Consider the following 20,882-nt stretch of genomic DNA (forward strand, 5'->3'; position numbering starts at 1 on the left):
AAATGGAAAGCTAATCTTTCGTTAACGTTACTGTAGCCTCAGGGTTGACCCGTCATTACCCTTTGAGACCGGCAACGCATTGTGCAGCGCACCAAGGTGCCCGCCTGTTTGCGTTATGTATACTTGCGGGCAAAATTGCGGGCCGCCAGCCTGGCGAACCGCTTAATTGTTTCAAGTTATGTCCGTATTTGATCTGTTTTTGTGTCTGCGGACGCGCTTTTATCGCTTTTTGCGCCAACAATGACCCAGTCCTCCCCGTCTGCTTCCAACCACCCCGGCCCGCAAGGTCCCTGGGCCGCCGAACTCGGCGCCGGCCTGCTGCCCGGGGAAATCGTCCTGGCCGGGCTCATGCTGGACCTGGACGCAAGGCTGCATTTTACCCAAGGGTGGCTGGTTGTGACGGATCGTCGTCTGATCTGTCGCGCCCCCGGCGAAACCGCCCTGCGAAGCTGGGACATCACGCCTGACCTGACGCTTGCCCACGGCGACCATGCCGGCGTGGGCACGCTGGAACTGGGCGATGGCCGGGAGCGCCTGGCCACCTGGCGCTACACGCTTGGTTACAATCCTGACGCATTGCGGCTGGCCGACCAGTTCGATGCACGCCGCAATCTGCTGGCCACCGGGCATTCCGCCGAGCCCGATGCCGAAATCTGCCCGACCTGCAAGGCGCCCATCCCGCCGGGCGAAGAGCAGTGCCCGCAATGCAGCCGGGAGCTGGAGACCCCACCTTCCACCTGGGCGCTGCTGCGCCTGTGGCGTTTTGCCCGGCCCTACCGCTGGGAACTGCTGGGCGGTTTCGCGCTGCTGCTGCTGGGTACGGCCGCCACGCTGGTGCCGCCTTACCTGACCATGCCGTTGATGGACAAGGTGCTGATCCCGTATCAGAACGGCGTGCCGATCGACTACGACCTCGTCAAGCTCTACCTGGCCGGCCTGCTGGGCGCCGCGCTGGTGGCCTGGGGGCTCGGCTGGGCCCGTACCTACCTGCTGGCGCGCGTGTCGGAGCGCATCAGCGCCGACCTGCGCACCACCACTTACGAACACCTGCTCAAGCTGTCGCTCGAATACTTCGGCGGCAAGCGCACCGGCGACCTGATGGCCCGCATCGGGTCCGAGAGCGACCGCATCAGCGTGTTCCTGTCGCTGCATCTGCTCGACTTCGCCACCGATGTGCTGATGATCGCCATGACGTCGATCATCCTGATTTCCATCAATCCGTGGCTGGCGCTGGTCACCCTGGTGCCGCTGCCGTTCATCGCGTGGATGATCCACATGGTGCGTGACCGCCTGCGTCACGGTTTCGAGAAGATCGACCGCATCTGGTCCGAAATCACCAACGTGCTGGCCGATACGATTCCGGGCATCCGCGTGGTCAAGGCGTTCGCGCAGGAAAAGCGCGAGGTGGTGCGCTTTCGCGAGGCCAATCGTCACAATCTTGCGATCAATGACCGGGTGAACGCGGTGTGGTCGCTGTTCACGCCAACCGTGACGCTGCTCACCGAAGTGGGCCTGCTGGTGGTCTGGATCTTCGGTATCTGGCAGGTCAGCCACAACGCCATCACCGTCGGCGTTCTGGTGGCGTTCCTGACCTATATCAGCCGGTTCTATACGCGCCTCGATTCGATGAGCCGGATCGTGTCGGTGACCCAGAAGGCCGCCGCCGGCGCCAAGCGGATCTTCGACATCCTCGACCACGTGTCGAGCGTGCCCGAGCCGCAGAAGCCCGTGCGCCTGGAGAATGTGCGAGGCGCCATCGAGATGCGCGACCTCGGCTTCCGCTATGGCAATCGCGCCGTGATCCGCGGCCTGAACCTGACCATCGAGCCGGGCGAGATGATCGGCCTGGTCGGCCACAGCGGATCGGGCAAGAGCACGCTGGTGAACCTGATTTGCCGTTTCTACGATGTATCGGAAGGCGCGATCCGGGTGGACGGTGTCGATATCCGTTCGCTGCCGGTATCGGATTTTCGCCAGAACATTGGCCTGGTGCTGCAGGAGCCGTTCCTGTTCTTCGGCACGATTGCCGACAACATTGCCTACGGCAAGCCCGAAGCCACGCGCGAAGAGATCATCGCCGCCGCACGTGCGGCGCATGCGCACGAGTTCATCCTGCGGCTGCCGCACGGCTATGACTCGCTCGTCGGCGAGCGCGGCCAGGCGCTGTCCGGCGGCGAGCGGCAACGTATTTCGATTGCCCGCGCGCTGCTGATCGATCCACGCATCCTGATCATGGACGAGGCCACGTCGTCGGTGGATACGTCCACGGAGAAGGAGATTCAGAAGGCGCTGGACAACCTCGTGCAGGGTCGCACCACCATCGCCATTGCGCACCGGCTCTCCACCTTGCGAAAGGCCGATCGACTCGTGGTGATGGACCGCGGCCAGATCGTCGAAGTGGGCAGCCACGACGAACTGCTGGCGCGCGAAGGTGCGTACTACAGGCTGTATCAGGCGCAGGCGCGCAATGTCGATACCGACCCCGATGACACGAGCGCCGGCAACCGTGCCGAAGTCGCGGAGGCCGTCAGTGCCCAGTAATCCATCAGTCAAAGAAACGGCTATGCAAACGCCTGAATTCCACCTGTCCCGCAACAGCCTCGGCAAGCTCGTGCTGACAACGGCTGACGGTGCGCAGCACGAGGGCGTGGTGCCCGTGCGCGCGTTTCCGATTTCCGCTGCCGACGATGGCGTGGGGATGATGAGCACCGATGGCAAGGAACTGGCGTGGATTCCTCGTCTGGACAAACTGCCGGCGCAGACCCGTGAGCTGATCGAAGCCGAGCTGGCATCGCGCGAGTTCATGCCCGAGATTCAGAAGATTCTGGGTGTATCGACCTACGCGACGCCCAGCGTGTGGACCGTACAGACCGATCGCGGCCAGACCGACCTGGTATTGCGCGGCGAAGAGAACATCCGGCGGCTGACGGGTACCACGTTGCTGATTTCGGACAGCCATGGCATTCACTATCTGATCCGGGACCAGTTCGCGCTGGACAAGCACAGCCGGAAGATTCTGGATCGCTTCCTCTGATCGCGCCTCCGGTCGCATGCAAAACGGCACGCCTGGGCGTGCCGTTGTTGTTTGCGGGCGGTCAGTGCAGGACCGTGGGCGCGTCGTCGTCTTCCTCGTCGTCCCAGTCCTCGTATTCAAGTGGCGCGTCGGGTGCCATGTCCCAGACCATCGAATGAAAGCGGACCGTGAACCAGTCGCGGAACATGGCCAGCGACAGGGCTTCGGGCCAGACCGAATCGTCGAACCACTCGCCCAGCATGAATTCAAAAAACGGGCGCCACCGCTTTTCCACCCAGCGCAGCGCGTTCTCGGGCGTGTCGGCCACCTCCGCGGGCAACAGGAAAACGCTCGCATCGTCGCGCACGTCACTGAGCGTCAGCGTGGGGACGGGGTCGGGGTCCACCGCCTGGATCCAGTCAAGAAAGGGCTGCTCGGGCAGGAGCATGACCATGGATCGGCTGACAGTGAAACGGGGGTGGTCGGACATGAGGGCAGGGCGTAGGACAGCGACGGCCTATTGTAGCGTTCATGCCGGCGGCAACCGCATGGATTCGTTTTGGCCGATGGATTGATCGTCGGCATGGCACTGGCCATTTTAGGACGATTCCGATTTCCAACGTGTTTTGTGGCGCGTCAAATCGCGCAGCCGTTCTCGCCCCAGGCGAGGACGTTGAACCACGTCTTCTAGGAAAATCGCGATGTCCCATAAAGCAATCGGTATCGCCTGTCTGGCGCTTGCCGCGACCGCTGTGCCGCTTTCCGCGCAAGCACACGGCACGATGGAGCTGCCCGCCAGCCGGGTGCTGACCTGCTACAACGAAGGTGCCGAGCAACCGAAATCGGGAGCCTGCCAGGCGGCTCGCGCGGTCGGCGGTGCGCAGCAGTTCTACGACTGGAACGGCGTGCGCCAGGGCAATGCCGCCGGCAATCACCGCGCATTGATCGCCGATGGCGAGCTTTGCTCGGGCGGATCGGCAAGCTTCCGCGGGTTGGACCTTGCGCGGCTCGACTGGCCGCAAACCTCGATCGTGCCCACCGCCAGCGGTGACTACACATTCGTCTGGCGAGCTTCCGCGCCGCATGCCACGCAGTATTTCAAGTACTACATCACACGCGATGACTGGGACCCCGGCATGCCGCTGCGCTGGACCGATCTTGAAGAATTTGCGACGGTGCCCGGCGCGCAGGCGGTGCAGGAAAGCGGCAAGTACCGCATGACAGTGCAACTGCCGGCGGGCAAGAAGGGCAGTCACATCCTCTACAGCATCTGGCAGCGCGGCGACAGCCCCGAGGCGTTCTACGCGTGCGCCGACGTGAAGTTCCCCGGAGACGGTCTGGCGGTGCGCGAGATTGGCTGGGAGGACCAAGGTGTACTCGCGGCCAAGGGCGATCTGGTGGTGGGCACGAAGCTGACGTTCCGGGCCATGGACGCCACGGGGCGCGATGCGGGCAAGCATGTGCTGACGATCACCGCCGCCAATGCCCGGGCGCGCACGTGGGCGTATCAGCTGGCGCAGAAGGTCAACGTCGAATCCCAGATCTTCCGCATCGGCGAGTTGCAGGCACGCAATGGCGCGTCGAGTATCGTGCCGCTGGGTTCCGCCACGGCAAACCGCGTCTACCTGAGCAAGTCGTATCCCGGATACCGCTTCGAGATCGACAAGGAGGCGCCCAGCGCCAGCGGCCGTTCGGGCAGTGGCGGCGGTGGCGCCGCTTCGACGGGTCAGCCGGACGGGAGCACGCTCGATACGTGGCGCGAGGGGCCTGCCTATGAAATCGGTCAGGCCGTCACGTACCAGGGCAAACGCTACGTCTGCCTGCAGCGTCATACCGCCTGGCGCGGTGCAGGATGGACCCCTGCCGTAACACCGGCTCTGTGGCGTTTGATCCGCTAAGTGTTGTTTTTTCGCCGGAACTGTTCGAATCTGTTCCGATCGCTTCAGTTTTCGGCGAAATTGGCCGTCATTGTTGGCATACGGGGTTAGGAGCCGTCTGATGAGCTTTACCTTTCTCCCGCCAGGCGACACGTTCATGCCGACCATGACGGAACGGTTTGCCGAGGCGGAAAAAATCGAAGATCGCGCCGAGCGTTGGACTGCCCAGGCAGAAATCGCGCTGGATACGGGCGACATGTACCTGGTCGGACTGGTGCTGTTCAAGGCCATCCAGGAATTCGGGGTCGATGCCTTCGCGGCGCATTCGGGGGAATCGCACGCGCGGCTGCAGCGGCTATGGATGCCGGGCATGATCGGCTCGGTGGATCACGCGAAAAGCCTGTACCTGCACCTGGGCGTCAGCCTGCCGGTGGACCGCTACTATGCCGCCCGACTCGAAAGCATGCCGGTCGATGGCGTGGTGGTGCACTGAACGGCACCGGAGAGCATAAAAAAACGGGCCGCAAGGCCCGTTTTTCATTGCCCCGGATGTGCTGCGTGCCCGGAGCGGTGCGGTGTACTGGTGGAGCCGGCGGGAATCGAACCCGCGTCCGCAAGCCCTCCACAGAGAGTTCTACATACTTAGTTCTGTCATTTGATTTAACCGGCGCATCGCGGACGAACACGCTCTACGACGGCGAGTCACTAGGTTTTCGTCCTCGGGCCCGTGACACTCCCGAAGCTTATCTGACGTAAATGACCTCGCTGGTTCTTGCGAACCCTAGCCCGTCAGCGAGCCAGTGCGAGGACGGCGGCCCTTAGGCTGCCAGTGCGTAACGTTCGTCGTTAGCAGTTATTGCATTCCCATTGATTAACGAGGTGACGGGTCCTCGGTATGCCCTCACTGCTTCGTAACCCACGTCGAAACCAGGTCGGCCCCAATGTGCGCTGTGAAACGCGAAGAAAACGGATTGTACCCGGTTTCGACGCCCATGGCGTGCCTCCGGTTCCGTAGTGCAAGCTGGGGGCTTATCCCAGCAATTCAAGCAGTTCGGCCGGGTGATGGATCAGGTAGTCGGCGCCCCAGGTTTCGGGCGGCTCACCCTCGCCGCAGTAGCCGTAGGCGGCCGAGACCGTCGCCATGCCTGCGGCCTTGCCGGCCTGGATGTCGCGCAGGTCGTCGCCGACATAGAGGCAGCGCGCCGCGGCCACACCGCTCAGTTCGGCGGCGTGCAGCAGCGGGGCCGGGTGAGGCTTGGCGTGGGGCGTGGTATCGCCGCTGACCACGGCCGAGGCGCGCGGTGCGAGACCGATGGCGCGGACCAGCGGCACCGTGAAGCGCGCGATCTTGTTCGTGACGATGCCCCAGGGCACGCCATCGGCTTCGAGCCTGGCCAGCACCGCATCCATGCCCTCGAACAGCCGGGTATGCACGGCGATGTCGGCCTCGTAGTAATCGAGGAAGGTATCGCGCAGTGCGGGGAATTCGGGGTCTTCCGGACGCTTGCCAAAGGCTGCGCCGATCAGCCCGCGCGCGCCGTGCGAGGCTACGGGGCGAAGCTTTTCGTAGGCGACCGGTGCCATGCCGTGTTCCACGACAAGCCGGTTGGCCGCTGCCGCGAGGTCGGGGGCCGTATCGGCCAGCGTGCCGTCGAGATCAAAGAAAACCGCGTCGAACTTCGCCATCGTCATGCCACCTTCCGGAACGCCATCATGTAGTTCACGTCGGTATCGCGGCTGAGCGAATAGATCTGCGTCAAGGGATTGAAGGTCATGCCGCGCATCTCGACCATCTCCAGGCCGACATTGCGCGCGAAGCGTGCCATCTCGGAGGGCGTGATGAATTTCTGATAGTCGTGCGTGCCGCGCGGCAGCATGTTCAGTACGTACTCTGCGCCGACGATAGCCAGCAGGTAGGCCTTCAGGTTGCGGTTGATCGTCGAGAAAAACACGTGTCCGCCCGGTTTGACCAGCGTCATGCAGGCGCGAACGATCGATTGCGGATCGGGCACATGCTCGAGCATTTCCATGCAGGTCACCACGTCGACGCTGGCTGGCATGCGGGCCGCCAGGTCTTCCACGGCGATTTCCTCGTAGGTCACTGCCACGCCCGATTCCAGGCTGTGCAGGTCGGCCACCTTCAGCGCCTTGCTGGACAGGTCGATGCCCCTGACCGTGGCGCCAAGGCGCGCCATGCTTTCCGACAGGATGCCGCCGCCGCAACCCACATCGACGACCTGCTTGCCCGACAGGTGCGCGATACCGTCGATCCAGCCCAGGCGGAGCGGATTGAGATCATGCAACGGCTTGAATTCACTGTTCGGGTCCCACCAGCGGTGGGCCAGCTCGCTGAACTTGTCGATCTCTTTCGGATCGGCATTGCGGCTGGTTTGGGGCGAGGCGTTGAGGGTGGTCGAATGCGACATCGTTGGCGCCGCGCAGGCGGCAAGTCTGATGAGAAGGCTGCGGCAACTTTACCAAAAAATCGGTGCCGCGCCGAATATGGCGGGTCTGACCCGCTGCCGGCGAAAACCGTCGGAGGCAGGGCGAAAAAAAAGCCCAGCGTACGCTGGGCTTTTCTTCATCGGAGAGGATCCGATTAACGTGCGCTGCGGGTGCCGACCACTTCGACTTCCACGCGGCGGTTCGGCTGCTGGCAGGCGATCTGAGCGGTGCGGTTGCCCTTGCACGACTTCGGATCCACCTTCAGCTGACGCTTGCCCTTGCCTTCCGTGTACACGCGGTTGGCTTCGACGCCCTTGCTCACCAGGTAAGCCTTGACCGATTCGGCACGACGGATCGACAGGCGATCGTTGTACTTGTCCGAACCGAACGAGTCGGTGTGGCCAACGGCGATGATGACTTCCAGCGTGATGCCTTGCAGCTTCGAGACCAGGTCGTCCAGCTTGGCCTTGCCTTCGGGCTTCAGAACAGCCTTGTCGAAGTCGAACAGGGTGTCAGCAGCAAAAGTGACCTTCTCGCTGGACACAACCGGCGGAGCGACCGGGGTCGGTGCCGGAGCCGGAGCAGCAGCCGGAGCCAGTGCGCCATCGCACAGGGCATTGGCCGTTGCCGGGGTCCAGGAGCTGTCGCGCCAGCAGAGCTCGTTCGTGCCATTCTTCCACACGTACTCGCTCGTACCGTTGCCCCAGTTATCGTTCACTGCCTTCTTTTCGTAGGGGACGGACTGGGCTTGAGCGGATGCAGCCATTACTGCGGTAGCTGCAACGAGCGCGAGCTTGGCAAATTTTTTCATATTTCTCCTCTCAGGATGAGATCACCGCAGGGTTACTGCGAGCAAATGGACGAAAACAAGTCATACATTCTTCGGAGTATAACATTCTCGATGTGGTGGATGCTCCACTTCGAACAATGTCTGGCTCTTCGCTGGGGAATTGTGCCACAAGGCTCGTTTCCTAAGAAGTAAATATATTCGATTCAACCACGTGGTTTTAGGCCTGTGGTGTTTGTGCAACATCGGTCTTGCGGCGCCTGCAAACCCTTGTCCTGTATGGGTTGCAGGGCATCGGGGTGGGACGCGTGGTGCGTCGGCGGGGGCGGTGGAGGGGTGGTTCCGGCGGGGGCGGGAAGGGGTTCCGCGCGTGATAGAATGCCATGTTCGCCCGTCGCCGGCATGGTCACTTCATGCCGTCAGATTCACGGGCTTCATTTGCTTAAACCCGCCGCATAAACCACGCCGCAATGGATCAATTCGCCAAAGAAACCCTTCCGGTCTCGCTGGAAGAGGAAATGCGCCGCTCTTACCTCGATTACGCAATGAGCGTTATCGTGGGGCGCGCGCTTCCCGACGTCCGGGACGGCCTGAAGCCGGTACACCGGCGCGTGCTCTTTGCGATGCATGAGCTGAATAACGACTGGAACCGGGCCTACAAGAAATCGGCGCGTATCGTCGGTGATGTGATTGGTAAGTATCACCCGCACGGTGATACTGCCGTCTACGACACGATCGTCCGCATGGCGCAGAATTTCTCGCTGCGCTATATGCTGGTCGACGGCCAGGGTAACTTCGGTTCGGTGGATGGAGATAACGCTGCGGCGATGCGTTATACCGAAATCCGCCTGGCGAAGATCGCCCATGAAATGCTTCACGATATCGACAAGGAAACTGTCGATTTCGAACCGAACTATGACGGTTCGGAGAAAGAGCCCGGTATTTTGCCGGCGCGAATCCCGAATTTGCTGATCAATGGTTCGTCGGGTATTGCCGTGGGTATGGCAACCAATATCCCGCCGCATAACCTCAATGAGGTTGTCGACGCCTGTCTGCATCTGCTCCGAAATCCCGATACCACGATCGACGAACTGATCGAACTGGTACCGGCGCCTGATTTTCCGACGGCCGGCATTATCTATGGTATCCAGGGCGTGCGGGAGGGTTACCGCACCGGCCGGGGCCGCGTGGTCATGCGCGCGCGCACGCACTTTGAGGATATCGACCGCGGCGCGCGCCAGGCGATCATCGTCGATGAGCTGCCGTACCAGGTGAACAAGCGGACCCTGCTCGAGCGCATTGCCGAGCTGGTGACCGAGAAGAAGATCGAGGGCATCTCCGACATCCGCGACGAGTCTGACAAGTCAGGCATGCGCGTGGTGATCGAGCTCAAGCGCAACGAAGTGCCCGAGGTTGTGCTGAACAACTTATATAAGAACACCCAGCTGCAGGACACGTTCGGCATGAACATGGTGGCGCTGGTCGATGGCCAGCCGCGCCTGCTGAACCTGAAGCAGATGCTGGATGCCTTCCTGTCGCATCGCCGGGAAGTGGTGACGCGCCGCACGGTGTTCGAGCTGCGCAAGGCGCGCGAGCGCGGGCACGTGCTGGAAGGCCTGGCCGTGGCGCTGGCGAACATCGACGAGTTCATCGCGATCATCAAGGCTGCGCCAACGCCGCCGCTGGCCAAGCAGGAACTGATGGCCAAGCCCTGGGATTCGGGCCTGGTGCGCGAAATGCTGTCGCGTGCCGAGAGCGACACGGCAGGCGGCCGCGCCTCGTATCGACCAGATGGCCTGCCGGCCGTGTTCGGCATGCAGCCCGATGGCCTGTATCGCCTGTCCGACGGCCAGGCGCAGGAAATCCTGCAAATGCGCCTGCAACGCCTCACGGGCCTGGAGCAGGACAAGATCGTCCAGGAATACCGCGAAGTAATGGGCCTGATTGCCGACCTGCTCGACATCCTGGCCCGCCCGGAGCGCATCACCACGATCATCACCGAGGAACTGGGCGCCATCCGCGCCGAGTTCGGCGACGAGCGCCGCTCGCAGATCGAACACAACGCGACCGAACTGGACACGGAAGACCTGATCACCCCGCAGGACATGGTGGTCACGCTGTCGCACTCGGGCTACATGAAGAGCCAGCCGATTTCCGAATATCGCGCGCAGAAGCGCGGTGGCCGCGGCAAGCTGGCCACGGCGACCAAGGAAGACGACTGGATCGATACGCTGTTCGTGGCCAACACGCACGACTACATCCTGTGCTTCTCGAATCGCGGCCGTCTGTACTGGCTCAAGGTCTACGAAGTGCCGCAAGGGTCGCGTAACTCGCGTGGACGTCCGATCGTGAACATGTTCCCGCTGGCCGACGGCGAGAAGATCAACGTGATACTGCCGGTGCGCCAGTTCGACGCCGAGCACTTCATCTTCATGGCCACCGCTCGCGGCACGGTCAAGAAGACGGTGCTGACCGATTTCTCGAATCCGCGCAAGGCCGGCATCATTGCGGTCGACCTCGACGAGGGCGACTTCCTGATCGGCGCCGCCATCACCGATGGCCAGCACGACGTGATGCTGTTCTCCGATGCCGGCAAGGCGGTGCGTTTCGACGAGAACGACGTGCGTCCGATGGGCCGTCAGGCGCGTGGCGTGCGTGGCATGAACCTCGACGAAGGCCAGGCCGTGATCGCCATGCTCGTGGCCCCGGCCGAAACGGCAGAGGGCGAGAGTGGGGCGGCCGAGGGCGTCTCGATCAGCGCGGTGGGCAGCGTGCTGACCGCCACCGAGAACGGCTACGGCAAGCGTACGCCGATCTCCGAGTACACTCGACACGGCCGTGGCACCAAGGGCATGATTGCGATCCAGACGAGCGAGCGCAATGGCCGGGTGGTGGCCGCGGCACTGGTTTCGCCCGAAGACGAGATCATGCTGATCACCACGGGTGGCGTGCTGATCCGCACCCGCGTGGCCGAGATCCGCGAGATGGGCCGAGCCACGCAGGGCGTGACGCTGATCAACGTGGACGAAGGTACGAAGCTGTCGGGCCTGCAGCGCATCGTCGAGTCGGATGCCGATAACAGCGGCAACGTCGAAGACGAAGACGTGGCGGACCATGCCAGCGGCGCGGCCAATGCCGATGGCGATACCGGAGCGGGCGCCGCCGACGCAGACGCGAATTCGTAATTTGTTGCAACAACGGGACGACGGCCGGAACTCGCCAGACGGCCGTTCGGACTAATCCGGACGTATTTACCAGGGAGTCATAATGCTCAAAACCTATCGACGTATCGCTGTTCTGGCTGCTTTCGCTCCGATGATGATGCTGGCGCAAGGCGCGCACGCTCAGGAAGACAAGGACAAGACCGCGGCCATCAAGGAACTGCTGACCGTCATGCAGGCCGACCAGGCTGTCAAGGGTCAGGCCGACAACTGGCAACAGGGCGCCAAGCAGGAAGCGCCGCTGGTGCTGGAGCAGGTTCTTGTCGAGAACAAGACGTTGAACGACAAGCAGAAGCAGGCCGCTGTCGACAAGCTCAAGAAGAACGGCGCCGTGCAGCGCATGGTCGACGGCGCCGGTACGGCGTTCAACACCGACGGCTTCCGTCAGGACGCCATCAAGGCGCACTACGATGCCTTCGGCAAGTACTACTCGACCCAGGAAATCAAGGATCTGACCACGTTCCTGAAGTCGCCGACGGGCCAGAAGTTCATGGCCAACCAGGGCAAGGCCACCCAGGAAATCTGGGGTTCGATGATGCAGAAGTACGGCCCGCAGGTTGGCAAGTCGATGCGCGACGCCGCCGAGAAGGAAATCGCCGCCGCTTCGAAGTGATCGACGGCTGACCTCTCGGGCCCTTCGGGCCGGGGAGGTCGCAGGTCCAGACCCGCTCCGGATGCCCTTGGTGTCCAAGGGGCGCAGGTTTTGGGCGATAATGGCTGCCTGGTTCCATCCGGCAGCCATTTTTCTTTTCTCCCTCCATGAACGATCCCCAGAACCCCGCCCTCGCCGGCCTGCAACGTTCCCTGGCCGAGCGCGTCTTCAATTTCTCGCCTGGCCCGGCCGCGTTGCCGACCGAAGTCCTGCAGCAGGCCGCCGAGGAAATGCTGTCATGGCGCGGAACTGGCGTTTCGGTGATGGAGATGAGCCACCGCAGCAAGGAATTCGAGAGCATCCACCATCAAGCGATGACGGATCTGCGCGAACTGCTGCATGTGCCGAAGAACTTCAAGATTCTGTTCCTGCAGGGTGGCGCCATCGGCGAGAACGGCATCGTGCCGCTGAACCTGGCCAATCGTGTCAATGCCGCCAAGCCGAAGACGGACTTCGTGGTGACCGGCACGTGGTCGGTCAAGACCGAGCAGGAAGCGCGCCGCTATGGCGAGGTGAATATCGCCGCATCCAGCAAGGACCAGAAGTGGCACAAGATTCCCGACGTGAAGACGTGGAATCTGTCGGACGATGCCGCCTATGTGCACCTGTGCACGAACGAGACCATCGTCGGCGTGGAATTCCAGGACATTCCCGACATCGGCCAGACCGGCACGCATGACAAGGGACGCATCGTCGTGGCCGACGCGTCGAGCCATATCCTGTCGCGCCCCATCGACTGGTCGCGCGTGCAGGTGGTGTACGGCGGCGCGCAGAAGAACATCGGCCCGGCCGGCGTGACGATCGTCATCGTGCGCGAAGACCTGATCGGTTTCGCGCATCCGCTTTGCCCTTCGGCGTTCAACTGGCGCCTGGTGGCCGAGCACGACTCGATGTACAACACGCCGCCCACCTATGCGATCTACATCGCCGGGCTGGTGTTCCAGTGGCTCAAGGCCCAGGGCGGCGTGGCCGGGATCGAACAGCGCAATATTGCCAAGGCGCGCGCGCTGTACAGCTTCCTGGACCAAAGCGACTACTACCGTAACGAAATCGATCCCGGCAGCCGCTCGCGCATGAACGTACCGTTCTTCCTGCGCGATGAATCGCGCAACGAAGCGTTCCTGACCCAGGCGCGCGCGAATGGCCTGGTACAGCTCAAGGGCCACAAGTCCGTGGGCGGCATGCGCGCCAGCATCTATAACGCGATGCCACTCGAAGGTGTGACCGCGCTGGTGGAATTCATGCGCGAGTTCGAGCGCACCGCCGCCTGACGGTGGTGCTTTCTGTCGCGGCCCTTGCAGCGCGAGGGCCCGGCATCAGCCCAGACTTTTCGCGGCTGCGCGATGCGCGGCCCACAGGCCTATGACACAGCAAGACAAGCCGGGGGTGGCCGCCTCCGGCCATGACAATGCCGCACCAAGCCCTCAGGAGCAGGCGCTGTCCGCCGACCTGGCGCCGCTGCGCGACCAGATCGATGCCGTCGACCGCGAACTGCTGGCCCTGCTGAACCGTCGCGCGCAGCTGGCGCTCGACGTGGGCGAGGTCAAGAAGAAGTACGGCGCGCCGGTGTTCCGCCCCGAACGTGAGCTGCAGGTGATCCGCAAGGTGCAGGGCGCCAATCCGGGCCCGCTGCTTGGCGAAAGCGTGGCGTCGATCTGGCGCGAGGTGATGTCCGCCTGCCGCGGGCTGGAAAAGCCGCTGGAGATCGCCTTCCTGGGCCCGGCCGGCACGTTTTCCGAGCAGGCGCTGTACGCGCACTTCGGCCACGAGGTCTCGGGCGTGCCGTGCCCGAGCATCGACGAGGTGTTCCGGTCGGTGGAATCCGGGACGGTGGAGTACGGCGTGGTGCCGGTCGAGAATTCGACCGAGGGCGCCGTGTCGCGCACGCTGGACCTGTTCCTGCAGACGTCGCTGAAGATCAGCGGCGAGATCGCGCTGAAGGTCCATCACAACCTGATGGCATCGTCGCCCGACATGAAGGGCGTGACCGTGGTGCGCGCGCATGCGCAGGCGCTGGCGCAGTGCCAGCACTGGCTGACCGCCAACTATCCGCATCTGGAGCGCCAGGCCGTGTCCAGCAATGCCGAGGCCGCGCGCATGGCCAGCGAGGACCCCACGGTGGCGGCGATTGCCGGCGAAACGGCCGCCAACCGCTATCACCTGCATATCGTGCGGGCGAACATCCAGGACGATCCGCACAACCGCACGCGCTTTGCCGTGATCGGCCGCTACGAGACCGAGCCGTCAGGCAGCGACCAGACGTCGATGATCCTGTCGGTGCCGAACAAGGCCGGTGCCGTGTACCAGCTGCTGGCGCCGCTGGCGGACAACGGCGTGTCGATGTGCCGATTCGAGTCGCGGCCGGCCCGTAGCGGCGCGTGGGAGTACTACTTCTATGTCGATGTGGAAGGCCATCAGCACGACCCGTCCGTGGCACGGGCAATCCAGGCGCTGCGCGCCAACGCCGCGTACCTGAAGGTGCTCGGGTCCTACCCGTCGAGCAAATAACGCAGGCAGGAGACACGCATGGCACAGCAGGAAAGCGGGGCGGCGAATGTGGCGGCCAATGTGGCCGATTATTTCGGCCCGACGTACGTCCGCAAGATTTCTCCGTACATCGCAGGAAAGCCAATTTCGGAAGTCGCACGCGAGTTCGGGCTCGACGAAGCACGCATCGTCAAGCTGGCCTCGAATGAGAATCCGCTCGGCATGCCGGCCTCGGCCAGGGCCGCCATCGCGGCGGCCACGGCAGACCTGGGGCGTTATCCGGACAGCAACGGCTTCGAACTGAAGGCCAGGCTTTCGGAGAAATTCGATGTCCCGGCCGAGTGGCTGACACTGGGCAACGGCAGCAACGACATTCTGGAGCTTGCCGCGCATGCGCTGGTGCGCGCTGGCGAGTCGATCGTCTACGCCGAATACTCGTTCGCGGTCTACGCGCTGGCCACGCAGGAAGTGGGCGCGCGCGCCATCGAGGTGAGGGCGCGCCAGTATGGCCATGACCTCGATGCGATGGCCGCCGCGATTGCGCCGGACACGAAGCTCGTTTTTATCGCCAATCCGAACAACCCGACCGGCACCTTCGTGTCGGCCGCCGAGATCGAGGCGTTCCTGGCCAAGGTGCCGCCGCACGTGGTGGTGGTGCTGGACGAGGCGTACAACGAATATCTGGACGCCGACCAGCAGTACGAATCGATTGCCTGGGTGCGCAAGTATCCGAACCTGATGGTGTCGCGCACGTTCTCGAAGGCCTACGGCCTCGCGGGGCTGCGGGTCGGGTATGGCGTGGCCCAGCCGCCGCTGACGGACCTGCTCAACCGCGTGCGGCAGCCGTTCAACGTCAACAGCCTGGCGCAGGCCGCAGCCGTGGCGGCGCTGGGCGACGCGGCATTCCTGCAGCGCAGCGCGGAGCTCAATCGTGCCGGCAAGGCCCAGCTGGTAGCGGCCTTCGAACGCATGGGGCTGGAGTACGTGAAGTCGTCGGGCAACTTCGTCATGGTCCGCGTGGGCACGGACGACGGTGCCGGCGCCCGTGTGAACCTGGCCATGCTCAAGCAGGGCGTGATCGTGCGCCCGGTGGCGAACTACGGTCTGCCGCAGTGGCTGCGTATCACGATTGGCCTGCCTGACGAGAACGCCGCCTGCATCGCGGCGCTCGAACAGGCATTGAAGTGAAACCGAATCGATCTGAAGCCGTGAGTGCTCTGCATTTTTCCCGTGTTGTGATTGTCGGCGTCGGCCTGATTGGCGGATCGCTGGCGTTGTCGCTCAAGCGTGCCGGCGTGGTCGGCACCGTGGTGGGGGTGGGCCGGTCGGCGGCGTCGCTCGAAAAGGCGAAGATGCTGGGCGTCATCGACGAGGCCGCCGAATCGCTGGCCGAAGCCGCGCGCGGCGCCAGCCTGATCGTGCTGTGCGCGCCGGTGGCGCAGAACTTTGCGCTGCTCCATGCGCTGGAGCCGCATCTGCAGCCCGGCACCATCGTGACGGACGCCGGCAGTACCAAGTCCGACGTGATCATGGCCGCCAAGACGGCGCTCGGTGACAAGGTGGCGCAGTTCGTGCCCGCCCACCCGATTGCCGGCCGCGAGCTGCACGGCGTGGAGGCCGCGCTGAATGACCTGTACCTGGGCAAGAAGGTGGTGATGTGCCCGCTGCAGGAAAACAGCCGCGTCGATGTGGCGGCGGTGCGCGCCATGTGGGAGTCCACGGGTGCCGATGTCCACGTGATGTCGGCCGTGCAGCATGATGCCGTGTTCGCATCGGTGAGCCATCTGCCGCACGTGCTGTCGTATGCGCTGGTGGCGCAGGTGGCCAATGCCGAGGACGCGGCGCTGAAGCTCGATTTCGCGGGCGGTGGCTTCCGCGACTTCACGCGCATCGCCGCGTCGTCGCCCGAGATGTGGCGCGACATCTGCATCGCCAACAAGGAGGCGCTGCTGCGCGAGATCAACACGTACGAAGCCGTGCTGGGTCACCTGAAGGCACAGATCAAGGCAGGCGACGGTGCCGCGCTGGAGCGGATCTTCGCGCGCGCCAGCGACACACGCCTGAAGTGGGGCGCGGCGCGCGCCGCCACCCATAACGTAGAACCCTGATGCCGTGGCGCCTTTCCGGGCGCCAGGCCGACGCTGCAAAGACCATGGAACATCTGACCCTCGGCCCGCTGACCCGCGCATCGGGCACCGTGCGCCTGCCTGGCTCGAAGAGCATCTCCAACCGCGTGCTGCTGCTATCCGCACTGGCAACCGGCGAGACACGCGTTCGCGATCTGCTCGATTCCGACGACACCCAGGTCATGCTCGAAGCACTGAAGGTGCTGGGCGTGACCTGGCGCCGTGACGGCGGCGACTGCATCGTGACTGGCGTGGGTGGCCATTTTCCGAACAAGGCCGCCGACCTGTTCATGGGCAATGCCGGTACGGCGATTCGTCCGCTGACGGCGGCGCTGGCGCTGCAGGGCGGCGCGTACAGGCTCAGCGGCGTGGCGCGCATGCACGAGCGGCCGATCGGCGATCTCGTGGACGGCCTGCGGCAGGTTGGCGCCGCCATCGAATACCTGGGCACACCGGGCTATCCGCCGCTGGAGATCAAGCCCGCGCAGATCCGCATCGATACGCCGATCCGCGTGCGTGGCGATGTGTCGAGCCAGTTCCTGACCGCGCTGCTGATGACGCTGCCGATGGCGTCGGCGCCGTCGGGGCGGATCGAGATCGAAGTGGTGGGTGAGCTGATCTCGAAGCCGTACATCGAGATCACGCTGAACCTGCTGGCGCGCTTTGGCATCGTGGTCGAGCGGCAGGGCTGGGAACGTTTCATCCTGCCGGCCGGCGCGCAGTACCGCTCGCCGGGCGAGATCTACGTCGAGGGCGATGCCTCGACCGCATCGTATTTCCTGGCTGCCGGCGCGATTGGCGGCGGTCCGGTGCGGGTCGAAGGCGTGGGTTTGTCGAGCATCCAGGGCGATGTGCGCTTTGCCGATGCGCTGAACCGCATGGGCGCCAACGTGATGGCGGGCGACAACTGGATCGAGGTACGCGGCACCGAGCGCGACGACGGCCGGCTCAATGGCATCGAACTCGACTGCAACCATATTCCCGACGCCGCGATGACGCTGGCCGTGGCGGCACTGTTCGCCGAAGGCACGACCACGCTGACCAATATCGCCAGCTGGCGCGTCAAGGAAACCGATCGTATTACCGCCATGGCGACGGAGCTGCGCAAACTGGGCGCCACGGTGGAAGAGGGCGCAGACTACCTCAAAGTGACGCCTCCGGCATCAAACGCGTGGCAGACCCCGGCCGACGGCATTGGCACCTATGATGATCACCGGATGGCCATGTGTTTCTCGTTGGCCGCTTTTGGGCCGCTGCCGGTGCGGATCAACGATCCGGGCTGCGTGGCGAAGACGTTCCCGGAATATTTCTCGGTGTTTGCCGGGGTGGCGCGGTAAGCGGCCACTCCGGTTCAATAGCAGTGTTCAGGCGGCGGCCAGGTGGGGCGCCGCCGGCGCTTCACGGCTGGCTCCGGCCGTTGCGGGATTTCCGCGGCGTTCACGGCGCTCCCAGTACTTGTCGAAGAAATAGTGGGCGACCGTGTTGACGGCCGGTTCGATGAAGGTGATGGCGCCGCTGATGGCCAGGCTGCCGGTCAGCGCGTAGGTCACGCTGAAGGCGATGCCCAGGTGCATGATGCCGAAGGTCAGGGTTTTGGCCATGGTGGATTGCTCGCGTCGAAAAATGTCGGGATGGTCGCGCAGCGCCTTTTGTAGGGAACGGGAACGCTGCAGCCGCGCAACCATGGATTAGATGATAACGACTCTCAATCAAAGTCGAAAATCAATAGTTTCAAGCTAACTAATTAAGAATGACTATCATTGACGTCATCACCATAGATGGACCAACCGCTTCCGGCAAGGGAACGGTGGCCCACAAGGTGGCAGATGCCCTGAGCTTCCATCTGCTGGACAGCGGCGCGCTGTATCGGCTGGTGGCGCTGGCCAGCGAACGTGCCGACGTGGACATCGGCGACGTCGATACCCTTGCAAAGATCGCCTTGCGCCTCGATGTGAAGTTCGGCCCGGACCGGGTCTGGCTCGAAGGCGAAGAGGTCAGCCAGCTGATTCGCCAGGAGGCAATCGGCAACCGGGCGTCGGCGCTGGCCGTCCATCAGCCCGTGCGTGATGCGCTGACCGCACTTCAGCGCGGCTTTCGCAAGCTGCCCGGCCTCGTGGCGGACGGCCGCGACATGGGCACGGTGATCTTCCCGGAGGCCCGCCTCAAGGTGTTCCTGACCGCGAGTGTCGAGGCGCGCGCCCGCAGGCGCTATAAACAATTGATTGATAAGGGAATTTCTGCTAATATCGAAGACCTTTTGCGTGACCTCGAGGCGCGCGACGCGCGGGACCGTTCCCGTGCCGCCGCACCGTTGCGTCCCGCGGAAGACGCGCAACGCCTGGACACCTCCGAAATGACGGTGGACGAGGCGGTGGCGCAGGTGCTGGAGTGGTTCGCCGCGGTGCGGTGAGTAAAACCATGAGGCACCGAACCGGGCCTGTATCGGAACCCAACCCGTCCGGTACAGGTTGTTCAACCTGACCCCGCTGCGTAAGGCAGACTGTGCACGATACGCGTGCCGGCCTACGTACTGCGGATTGCTACTTTACGTTTATGTCCGACCTGCAAACTAACGAATCCTTTGCCGCACTGTTCGAGGAATCGATCGCCCGCTCCAATATGAAGGCTGGCGAAGTGATTTCCGCTGAAGTCGTGCGCATCGACCACAATTTCGTGGTCGTCAACGCCGGCCTCAAGTCCGAAGCATTTGTGCCGGTGGAGGAGTTCCTGAACGACCAGGGCGAGCTCGAAGTGCAGGCCGGCGACTATGTCTCCGTGGCCATCGATGCGCTCGAGAACGGCTATGGCGACACCATCCTGTCCCGCGACAAGGCCAAGCGCCTGGCATCGTGGCTGAACCTCGAGAAGGCGCTGGAAGACGGCGAGATCATCTCGGGTACCGTGACCGGCAAGGTCAAGGGCGGCCTGACCGTCATGGTCAACGGCATCCGTGCCTTCCTGCCCGGTTCGCTCGTCGACGTGCGTCCGATCAAGGACACCACGCCGTACGAAGGCAAGACCCTCGAATTCAAGGTCATCAAGCTCGACCGCAAGCGTAACAACGTCGTGCTGTCGCGCCGCGCCGTCGTGGAAGCCACGCTGGGCGAAGAGCGCCAGAAGCTGATGGAAACGCTGAAGGAAGGCGCGATCGTCAACGGTATCGTCAAGAACATCACCGACTACGGCGCGTTCGTGGACCTGGGTGGTATCGACGGCCTGCTGCACATCACCGACCTGGCATGGCGTCGTGTGCGTCACCCGAGCGAAGTGCTGTCGGTTGGCCAGGAAATCACCGCCAAGATCCTCAAGTTCGACCAGGAAAAGAACCGCGTCTCGCTGGGCGTGAAGCAACTGGGCGAAGATCCGTGGGTGGGCATCTCGCGCCGCTACCCGCAAGGCACGCGTCTGTTCGGCAAGGTGACGAACCTGACCGACTACGGCGCATTCGTGGAAATCGAAGCCGGTATCGAAGGCCTGGTCCACGTGTCGGAAATGGACTGGACCAACAAGAACGTGGCCCCGTCGAAGGTTGTCCAGCTGGGCGACGAAGTCGAAGTCATGGTTCTGGATATCGACGAAGACAAGCGTCGTATCAGCCTGGGCATGAAGCAGTGCAAGGCCAATCCGTGGGACGATTTCAGCCGCAACCACAAGAAGGGCGACAAGCTGACGGGCCAGATCAAGTCGATCACCGACTTCGGCGTGTTCATCGGTCTGCCGGGCGGCATCGACGGTCTGGTGCACCTGTCGGACCTGTCGTGGCAAGAGTCGGGCGAAGAAGCCGTGCGCAAGTACAAGAAGGGCGACGAAGTGGAAGCTGTCGTCCTGGGCATCGACGTCGACAAGGAACGCATCTCGCTGGGTATCAAGCAGCTGTCGGGCGATCCGTTCAACAACTTCATCTCGGCCAACGACAAGGGTTCGCTCGTCAACGGCACGATCAAGGCTGTGGATGCCAAGGGCGCCGTGGTGCAACTGGCTGACGACGTCGAAGGCTACCTGCGCGCATCGGAAATCTCCGCTGACCGCGTGGAAGATGCCCGCAACGTGCTGAAGGAAGGCGAGCAGATCACCGCCCTGGTGGTGAACGTCGACCGCAAGTCGCGCAACATCAACCTGTCGATCAAGGCCAAGGACAGCGCAGAGCAGCAGGAAGCGATGCAGAAGTTCCAGGCTGACACCGGCACGGCTGGCACGACCAACCTGGGCGCGCTGCTGAAGGCCAAGCTGGGCCAGGAAAACCAGTAATCTAGAGCGCCGCGCGAAGCGAGACC

The 20,882-nt window shown here is 63.4% G+C and carries 18 protein-coding genes and 1 other RNA gene; 13 read left to right on the top strand and 6 right to left on the bottom strand.

Translation table 11 applies throughout. From position 1 onward, the window contains the following. The first annotated feature begins 240 nt into the window (after nt 1-240). Both D9X30_RS11990 and D9X30_RS11995 read left to right on the top strand, forming a co-directional pair. Nucleotides 241-2,541, top strand: a complete 2,301-nt coding sequence (locus D9X30_RS11990) for a cyanophycin metabolism-associated ABC transporter (RefSeq protein WP_153946781.1) — start codon at nt 241-243, stop codon at nt 2,539-2,541. Nucleotides 2,542-2,563: 22 nt separating this feature from the next. Continuing rightward, nucleotides 2,564-3,034, top strand: a complete 471-nt coding sequence (locus tag D9X30_RS11995) for a cyanophycin metabolism-associated DUF1854 family protein (RefSeq protein ID WP_153946782.1) — start codon at nt 2,564-2,566, stop codon at nt 3,032-3,034. 61 nt (nt 3,035-3,095) lie between these two features. On the opposite strand, the gene D9X30_RS12000 is transcribed toward D9X30_RS11995, so the two are convergent. Continuing rightward, a complete protein-coding gene (locus D9X30_RS12000; protein WP_153946783.1) occupies nt 3,096-3,503 on the bottom strand; it encodes a hypothetical protein in 408 nt (135 codons plus the stop codon). 211 nt (nt 3,504-3,714) lie between these two features. On the opposite strand from D9X30_RS12000, the gene D9X30_RS12005 reads away from it, so the two are divergent. Together D9X30_RS12005 and D9X30_RS12010 are read left to right on the top strand one after the other, a co-directional pair. Next, on the top strand, nt 3,715-4,911 hold the full coding sequence (locus D9X30_RS12005; RefSeq protein WP_153946784.1) for a lytic polysaccharide monooxygenase: 1,197 nt from the start codon (nt 3,715-3,717) through the stop codon (nt 4,909-4,911). Between the two features lie 100 nt (nt 4,912-5,011). Next, on the top strand, nt 5,012-5,383 hold the full coding sequence (locus tag D9X30_RS12010) for a hypothetical protein (protein ID WP_153946785.1): 372 nt from the start codon (nt 5,012-5,014) through the stop codon (nt 5,381-5,383). Between the two features lie 88 nt (nt 5,384-5,471). Here the strand turns inward: D9X30_RS12010 and ssrA are convergent. From ssrA to ompA, 4 genes are all read right to left on the bottom strand, one after another. After that, nucleotides 5,472-5,830: a transfer-messenger RNA gene (gene ssrA / locus D9X30_RS12015) on the bottom strand. An 89-nt stretch (nt 5,831-5,919) separates the two neighbouring features. After that, nucleotides 5,920-6,576: a phosphoglycolate phosphatase gene (gene gph / locus D9X30_RS12020; RefSeq protein ID WP_153946824.1), complete on the bottom strand. Its 657-nt coding sequence runs from the start codon at nt 6,574-6,576 to the stop codon at nt 5,920-5,922. A gap of 2 nt (nt 6,577-6,578) precedes the next feature. After that, nucleotides 6,579-7,316, bottom strand: coding sequence for a bifunctional 2-polyprenyl-6-hydroxyphenol methylase/3-demethylubiquinol 3-O-methyltransferase UbiG (gene ubiG, locus D9X30_RS12025; protein WP_153946786.1), 738 nt, complete (start codon nt 7,314-7,316; stop codon nt 6,579-6,581). 173 nt (nt 7,317-7,489) lie between these two features. Further along, on the bottom strand, nt 7,490-8,146 hold the full coding sequence (gene ompA / locus D9X30_RS12030; RefSeq protein WP_066739225.1) for an outer membrane protein OmpA: 657 nt from the start codon (nt 8,144-8,146) through the stop codon (nt 7,490-7,492). A gap of 446 nt (nt 8,147-8,592) precedes the next feature. Between ompA and gyrA the strand changes: the two genes are divergently transcribed. The 7 genes from gyrA to aroA all read left to right on the top strand — a co-directional run bounded on the left by gyrA (nt 8,593) and on the right by aroA (nt 17,945). After that, nucleotides 8,593-11,307, top strand: a complete 2,715-nt coding sequence (gene gyrA / locus D9X30_RS12035) for a DNA gyrase subunit A (RefSeq protein ID WP_153946787.1) — start codon at nt 8,593-8,595, stop codon at nt 11,305-11,307. Between the two features lie 82 nt (nt 11,308-11,389). After that, nucleotides 11,390-11,956, top strand: coding sequence for a DUF2059 domain-containing protein (locus tag D9X30_RS12040; protein ID WP_092594880.1), 567 nt, complete (start codon nt 11,390-11,392; stop codon nt 11,954-11,956). Nucleotides 11,957-12,102: 146 nt separating this feature from the next. Continuing rightward, nucleotides 12,103-13,266, top strand: coding sequence for a 3-phosphoserine/phosphohydroxythreonine transaminase (serC, locus tag D9X30_RS12045; RefSeq protein ID WP_153946788.1), 1,164 nt, complete (start codon nt 12,103-12,105; stop codon nt 13,264-13,266). A gap of 91 nt (nt 13,267-13,357) precedes the next feature. Next, nucleotides 13,358-14,503: a prephenate dehydratase gene (gene pheA, locus D9X30_RS12050; RefSeq protein ID WP_153946789.1), complete on the top strand. Its 1,146-nt coding sequence runs from the start codon at nt 13,358-13,360 to the stop codon at nt 14,501-14,503. Nucleotides 14,504-14,521: 18 nt separating this feature from the next. Continuing rightward, the gene (hisC, locus tag D9X30_RS12055) at nt 14,522-15,670 is read left to right on the top strand and encodes a histidinol-phosphate transaminase (protein WP_153946790.1); all 1,149 of its coding nucleotides are present in this window, start codon (nt 14,522-14,524) and stop codon (nt 15,668-15,670) included. A 20-nt stretch (nt 15,671-15,690) separates the two neighbouring features. Next, nucleotides 15,691-16,590 (top strand): prephenate dehydrogenase, encoded by a 900-nt coding sequence (locus D9X30_RS12060; RefSeq protein ID WP_092595513.1) that lies wholly within the window; start codon nt 15,691-15,693, stop codon nt 16,588-16,590. Between the two features lie 44 nt (nt 16,591-16,634). Continuing rightward, nucleotides 16,635-17,945 (top strand): 3-phosphoshikimate 1-carboxyvinyltransferase, encoded by a 1,311-nt coding sequence (aroA, locus tag D9X30_RS12065; RefSeq protein WP_153946791.1) that lies wholly within the window; start codon nt 16,635-16,637, stop codon nt 17,943-17,945. Nucleotides 17,946-17,972: 27 nt separating this feature from the next. On the opposite strand, the gene D9X30_RS12070 is transcribed toward aroA, so the two are convergent. Further along, nucleotides 17,973-18,209 carry a DUF2061 domain-containing protein gene (locus D9X30_RS12070; protein ID WP_153946826.1) on the bottom strand — a complete coding sequence of 79 codons (237 nt, stop codon included), beginning with the start codon at nt 18,207-18,209 and terminating at the stop codon, nt 17,973-17,975. 149 nt (nt 18,210-18,358) lie between these two features. On the opposite strand from D9X30_RS12070, the gene cmk reads away from it, so the two are divergent. Both cmk and rpsA read left to right on the top strand, forming a co-directional pair. Then, nucleotides 18,359-19,018 (top strand): (d)CMP kinase, encoded by a 660-nt coding sequence (cmk, locus tag D9X30_RS12075; RefSeq protein ID WP_153946792.1) that lies wholly within the window; start codon nt 18,359-18,361, stop codon nt 19,016-19,018. Nucleotides 19,019-19,161: 143 nt separating this feature from the next. Then, complete coding sequence (rpsA, locus tag D9X30_RS12080) at nt 19,162-20,856, top strand: 30S ribosomal protein S1 (RefSeq protein WP_092594869.1); 1,695 nt, start codon at nt 19,162-19,164, stop codon at nt 20,854-20,856. Nucleotides 20,857-20,882: the final 26 nt, after the last annotated feature.

The organism is Cupriavidus sp. U2 (assembly GCF_009663685.2).
GTDB classification, from domain to species: Bacteria; Pseudomonadota; Gammaproteobacteria; order Burkholderiales; family Burkholderiaceae; genus Cupriavidus; species Cupriavidus necator_C.

What these genes read in the sequence shown, in the direction of transcription:
- cmk (WP_153946792.1), top strand. Translation starts at nt 18,359, where the DNA reads ATGACTATCATTGACGTCATCACCATAGATGGACCAACCGCTTCCGGC.
- D9X30_RS12000 (WP_153946783.1), bottom strand. Translation starts at nt 3,503, where the DNA reads ATGTCCGACCACCCCCGTTTCACTGTCAGCCGATCCATGGTCATGCTC.
- D9X30_RS12070 (WP_153946826.1), bottom strand. Translation starts at nt 18,209, where the DNA reads ATGGCCAAAACCCTGACCTTCGGCATCATGCACCTGGGCATCGCCTTC.
- rpsA (WP_092594869.1), top strand. Translation starts at nt 19,162, where the DNA reads ATGTCCGACCTGCAAACTAACGAATCCTTTGCCGCACTGTTCGAGGAA.
- gph (WP_153946824.1), bottom strand. Translation starts at nt 6,576, where the DNA reads ATGGCGAAGTTCGACGCGGTTTTCTTTGATCTCGACGGCACGCTGGCC.
- D9X30_RS11995 (WP_153946782.1), top strand. Translation starts at nt 2,564, where the DNA reads ATGCAAACGCCTGAATTCCACCTGTCCCGCAACAGCCTCGGCAAGCTC.
- D9X30_RS11990 (WP_153946781.1), top strand. Translation starts at nt 241, where the DNA reads ATGACCCAGTCCTCCCCGTCTGCTTCCAACCACCCCGGCCCGCAAGGT.
- ubiG (WP_153946786.1), bottom strand. Translation starts at nt 7,316, where the DNA reads ATGTCGCATTCGACCACCCTCAACGCCTCGCCCCAAACCAGCCGCAAT.
- hisC (WP_153946790.1), top strand. Translation starts at nt 14,522, where the DNA reads ATGGCACAGCAGGAAAGCGGGGCGGCGAATGTGGCGGCCAATGTGGCC.
- gyrA (WP_153946787.1), top strand. Translation starts at nt 8,593, where the DNA reads ATGGATCAATTCGCCAAAGAAACCCTTCCGGTCTCGCTGGAAGAGGAA.
- aroA (WP_153946791.1), top strand. Translation starts at nt 16,635, where the DNA reads ATGGAACATCTGACCCTCGGCCCGCTGACCCGCGCATCGGGCACCGTG.
- pheA (WP_153946789.1), top strand. Translation starts at nt 13,358, where the DNA reads ATGACACAGCAAGACAAGCCGGGGGTGGCCGCCTCCGGCCATGACAAT.
- ompA (WP_066739225.1), bottom strand. Translation starts at nt 8,146, where the DNA reads ATGAAAAAATTTGCCAAGCTCGCGCTCGTTGCAGCTACCGCAGTAATG.
- D9X30_RS12040 (WP_092594880.1), top strand. Translation starts at nt 11,390, where the DNA reads ATGCTCAAAACCTATCGACGTATCGCTGTTCTGGCTGCTTTCGCTCCG.
- D9X30_RS12005 (WP_153946784.1), top strand. Translation starts at nt 3,715, where the DNA reads ATGTCCCATAAAGCAATCGGTATCGCCTGTCTGGCGCTTGCCGCGACC.
- D9X30_RS12010 (WP_153946785.1), top strand. Translation starts at nt 5,012, where the DNA reads ATGAGCTTTACCTTTCTCCCGCCAGGCGACACGTTCATGCCGACCATG.
- serC (WP_153946788.1), top strand. Translation starts at nt 12,103, where the DNA reads ATGAACGATCCCCAGAACCCCGCCCTCGCCGGCCTGCAACGTTCCCTG.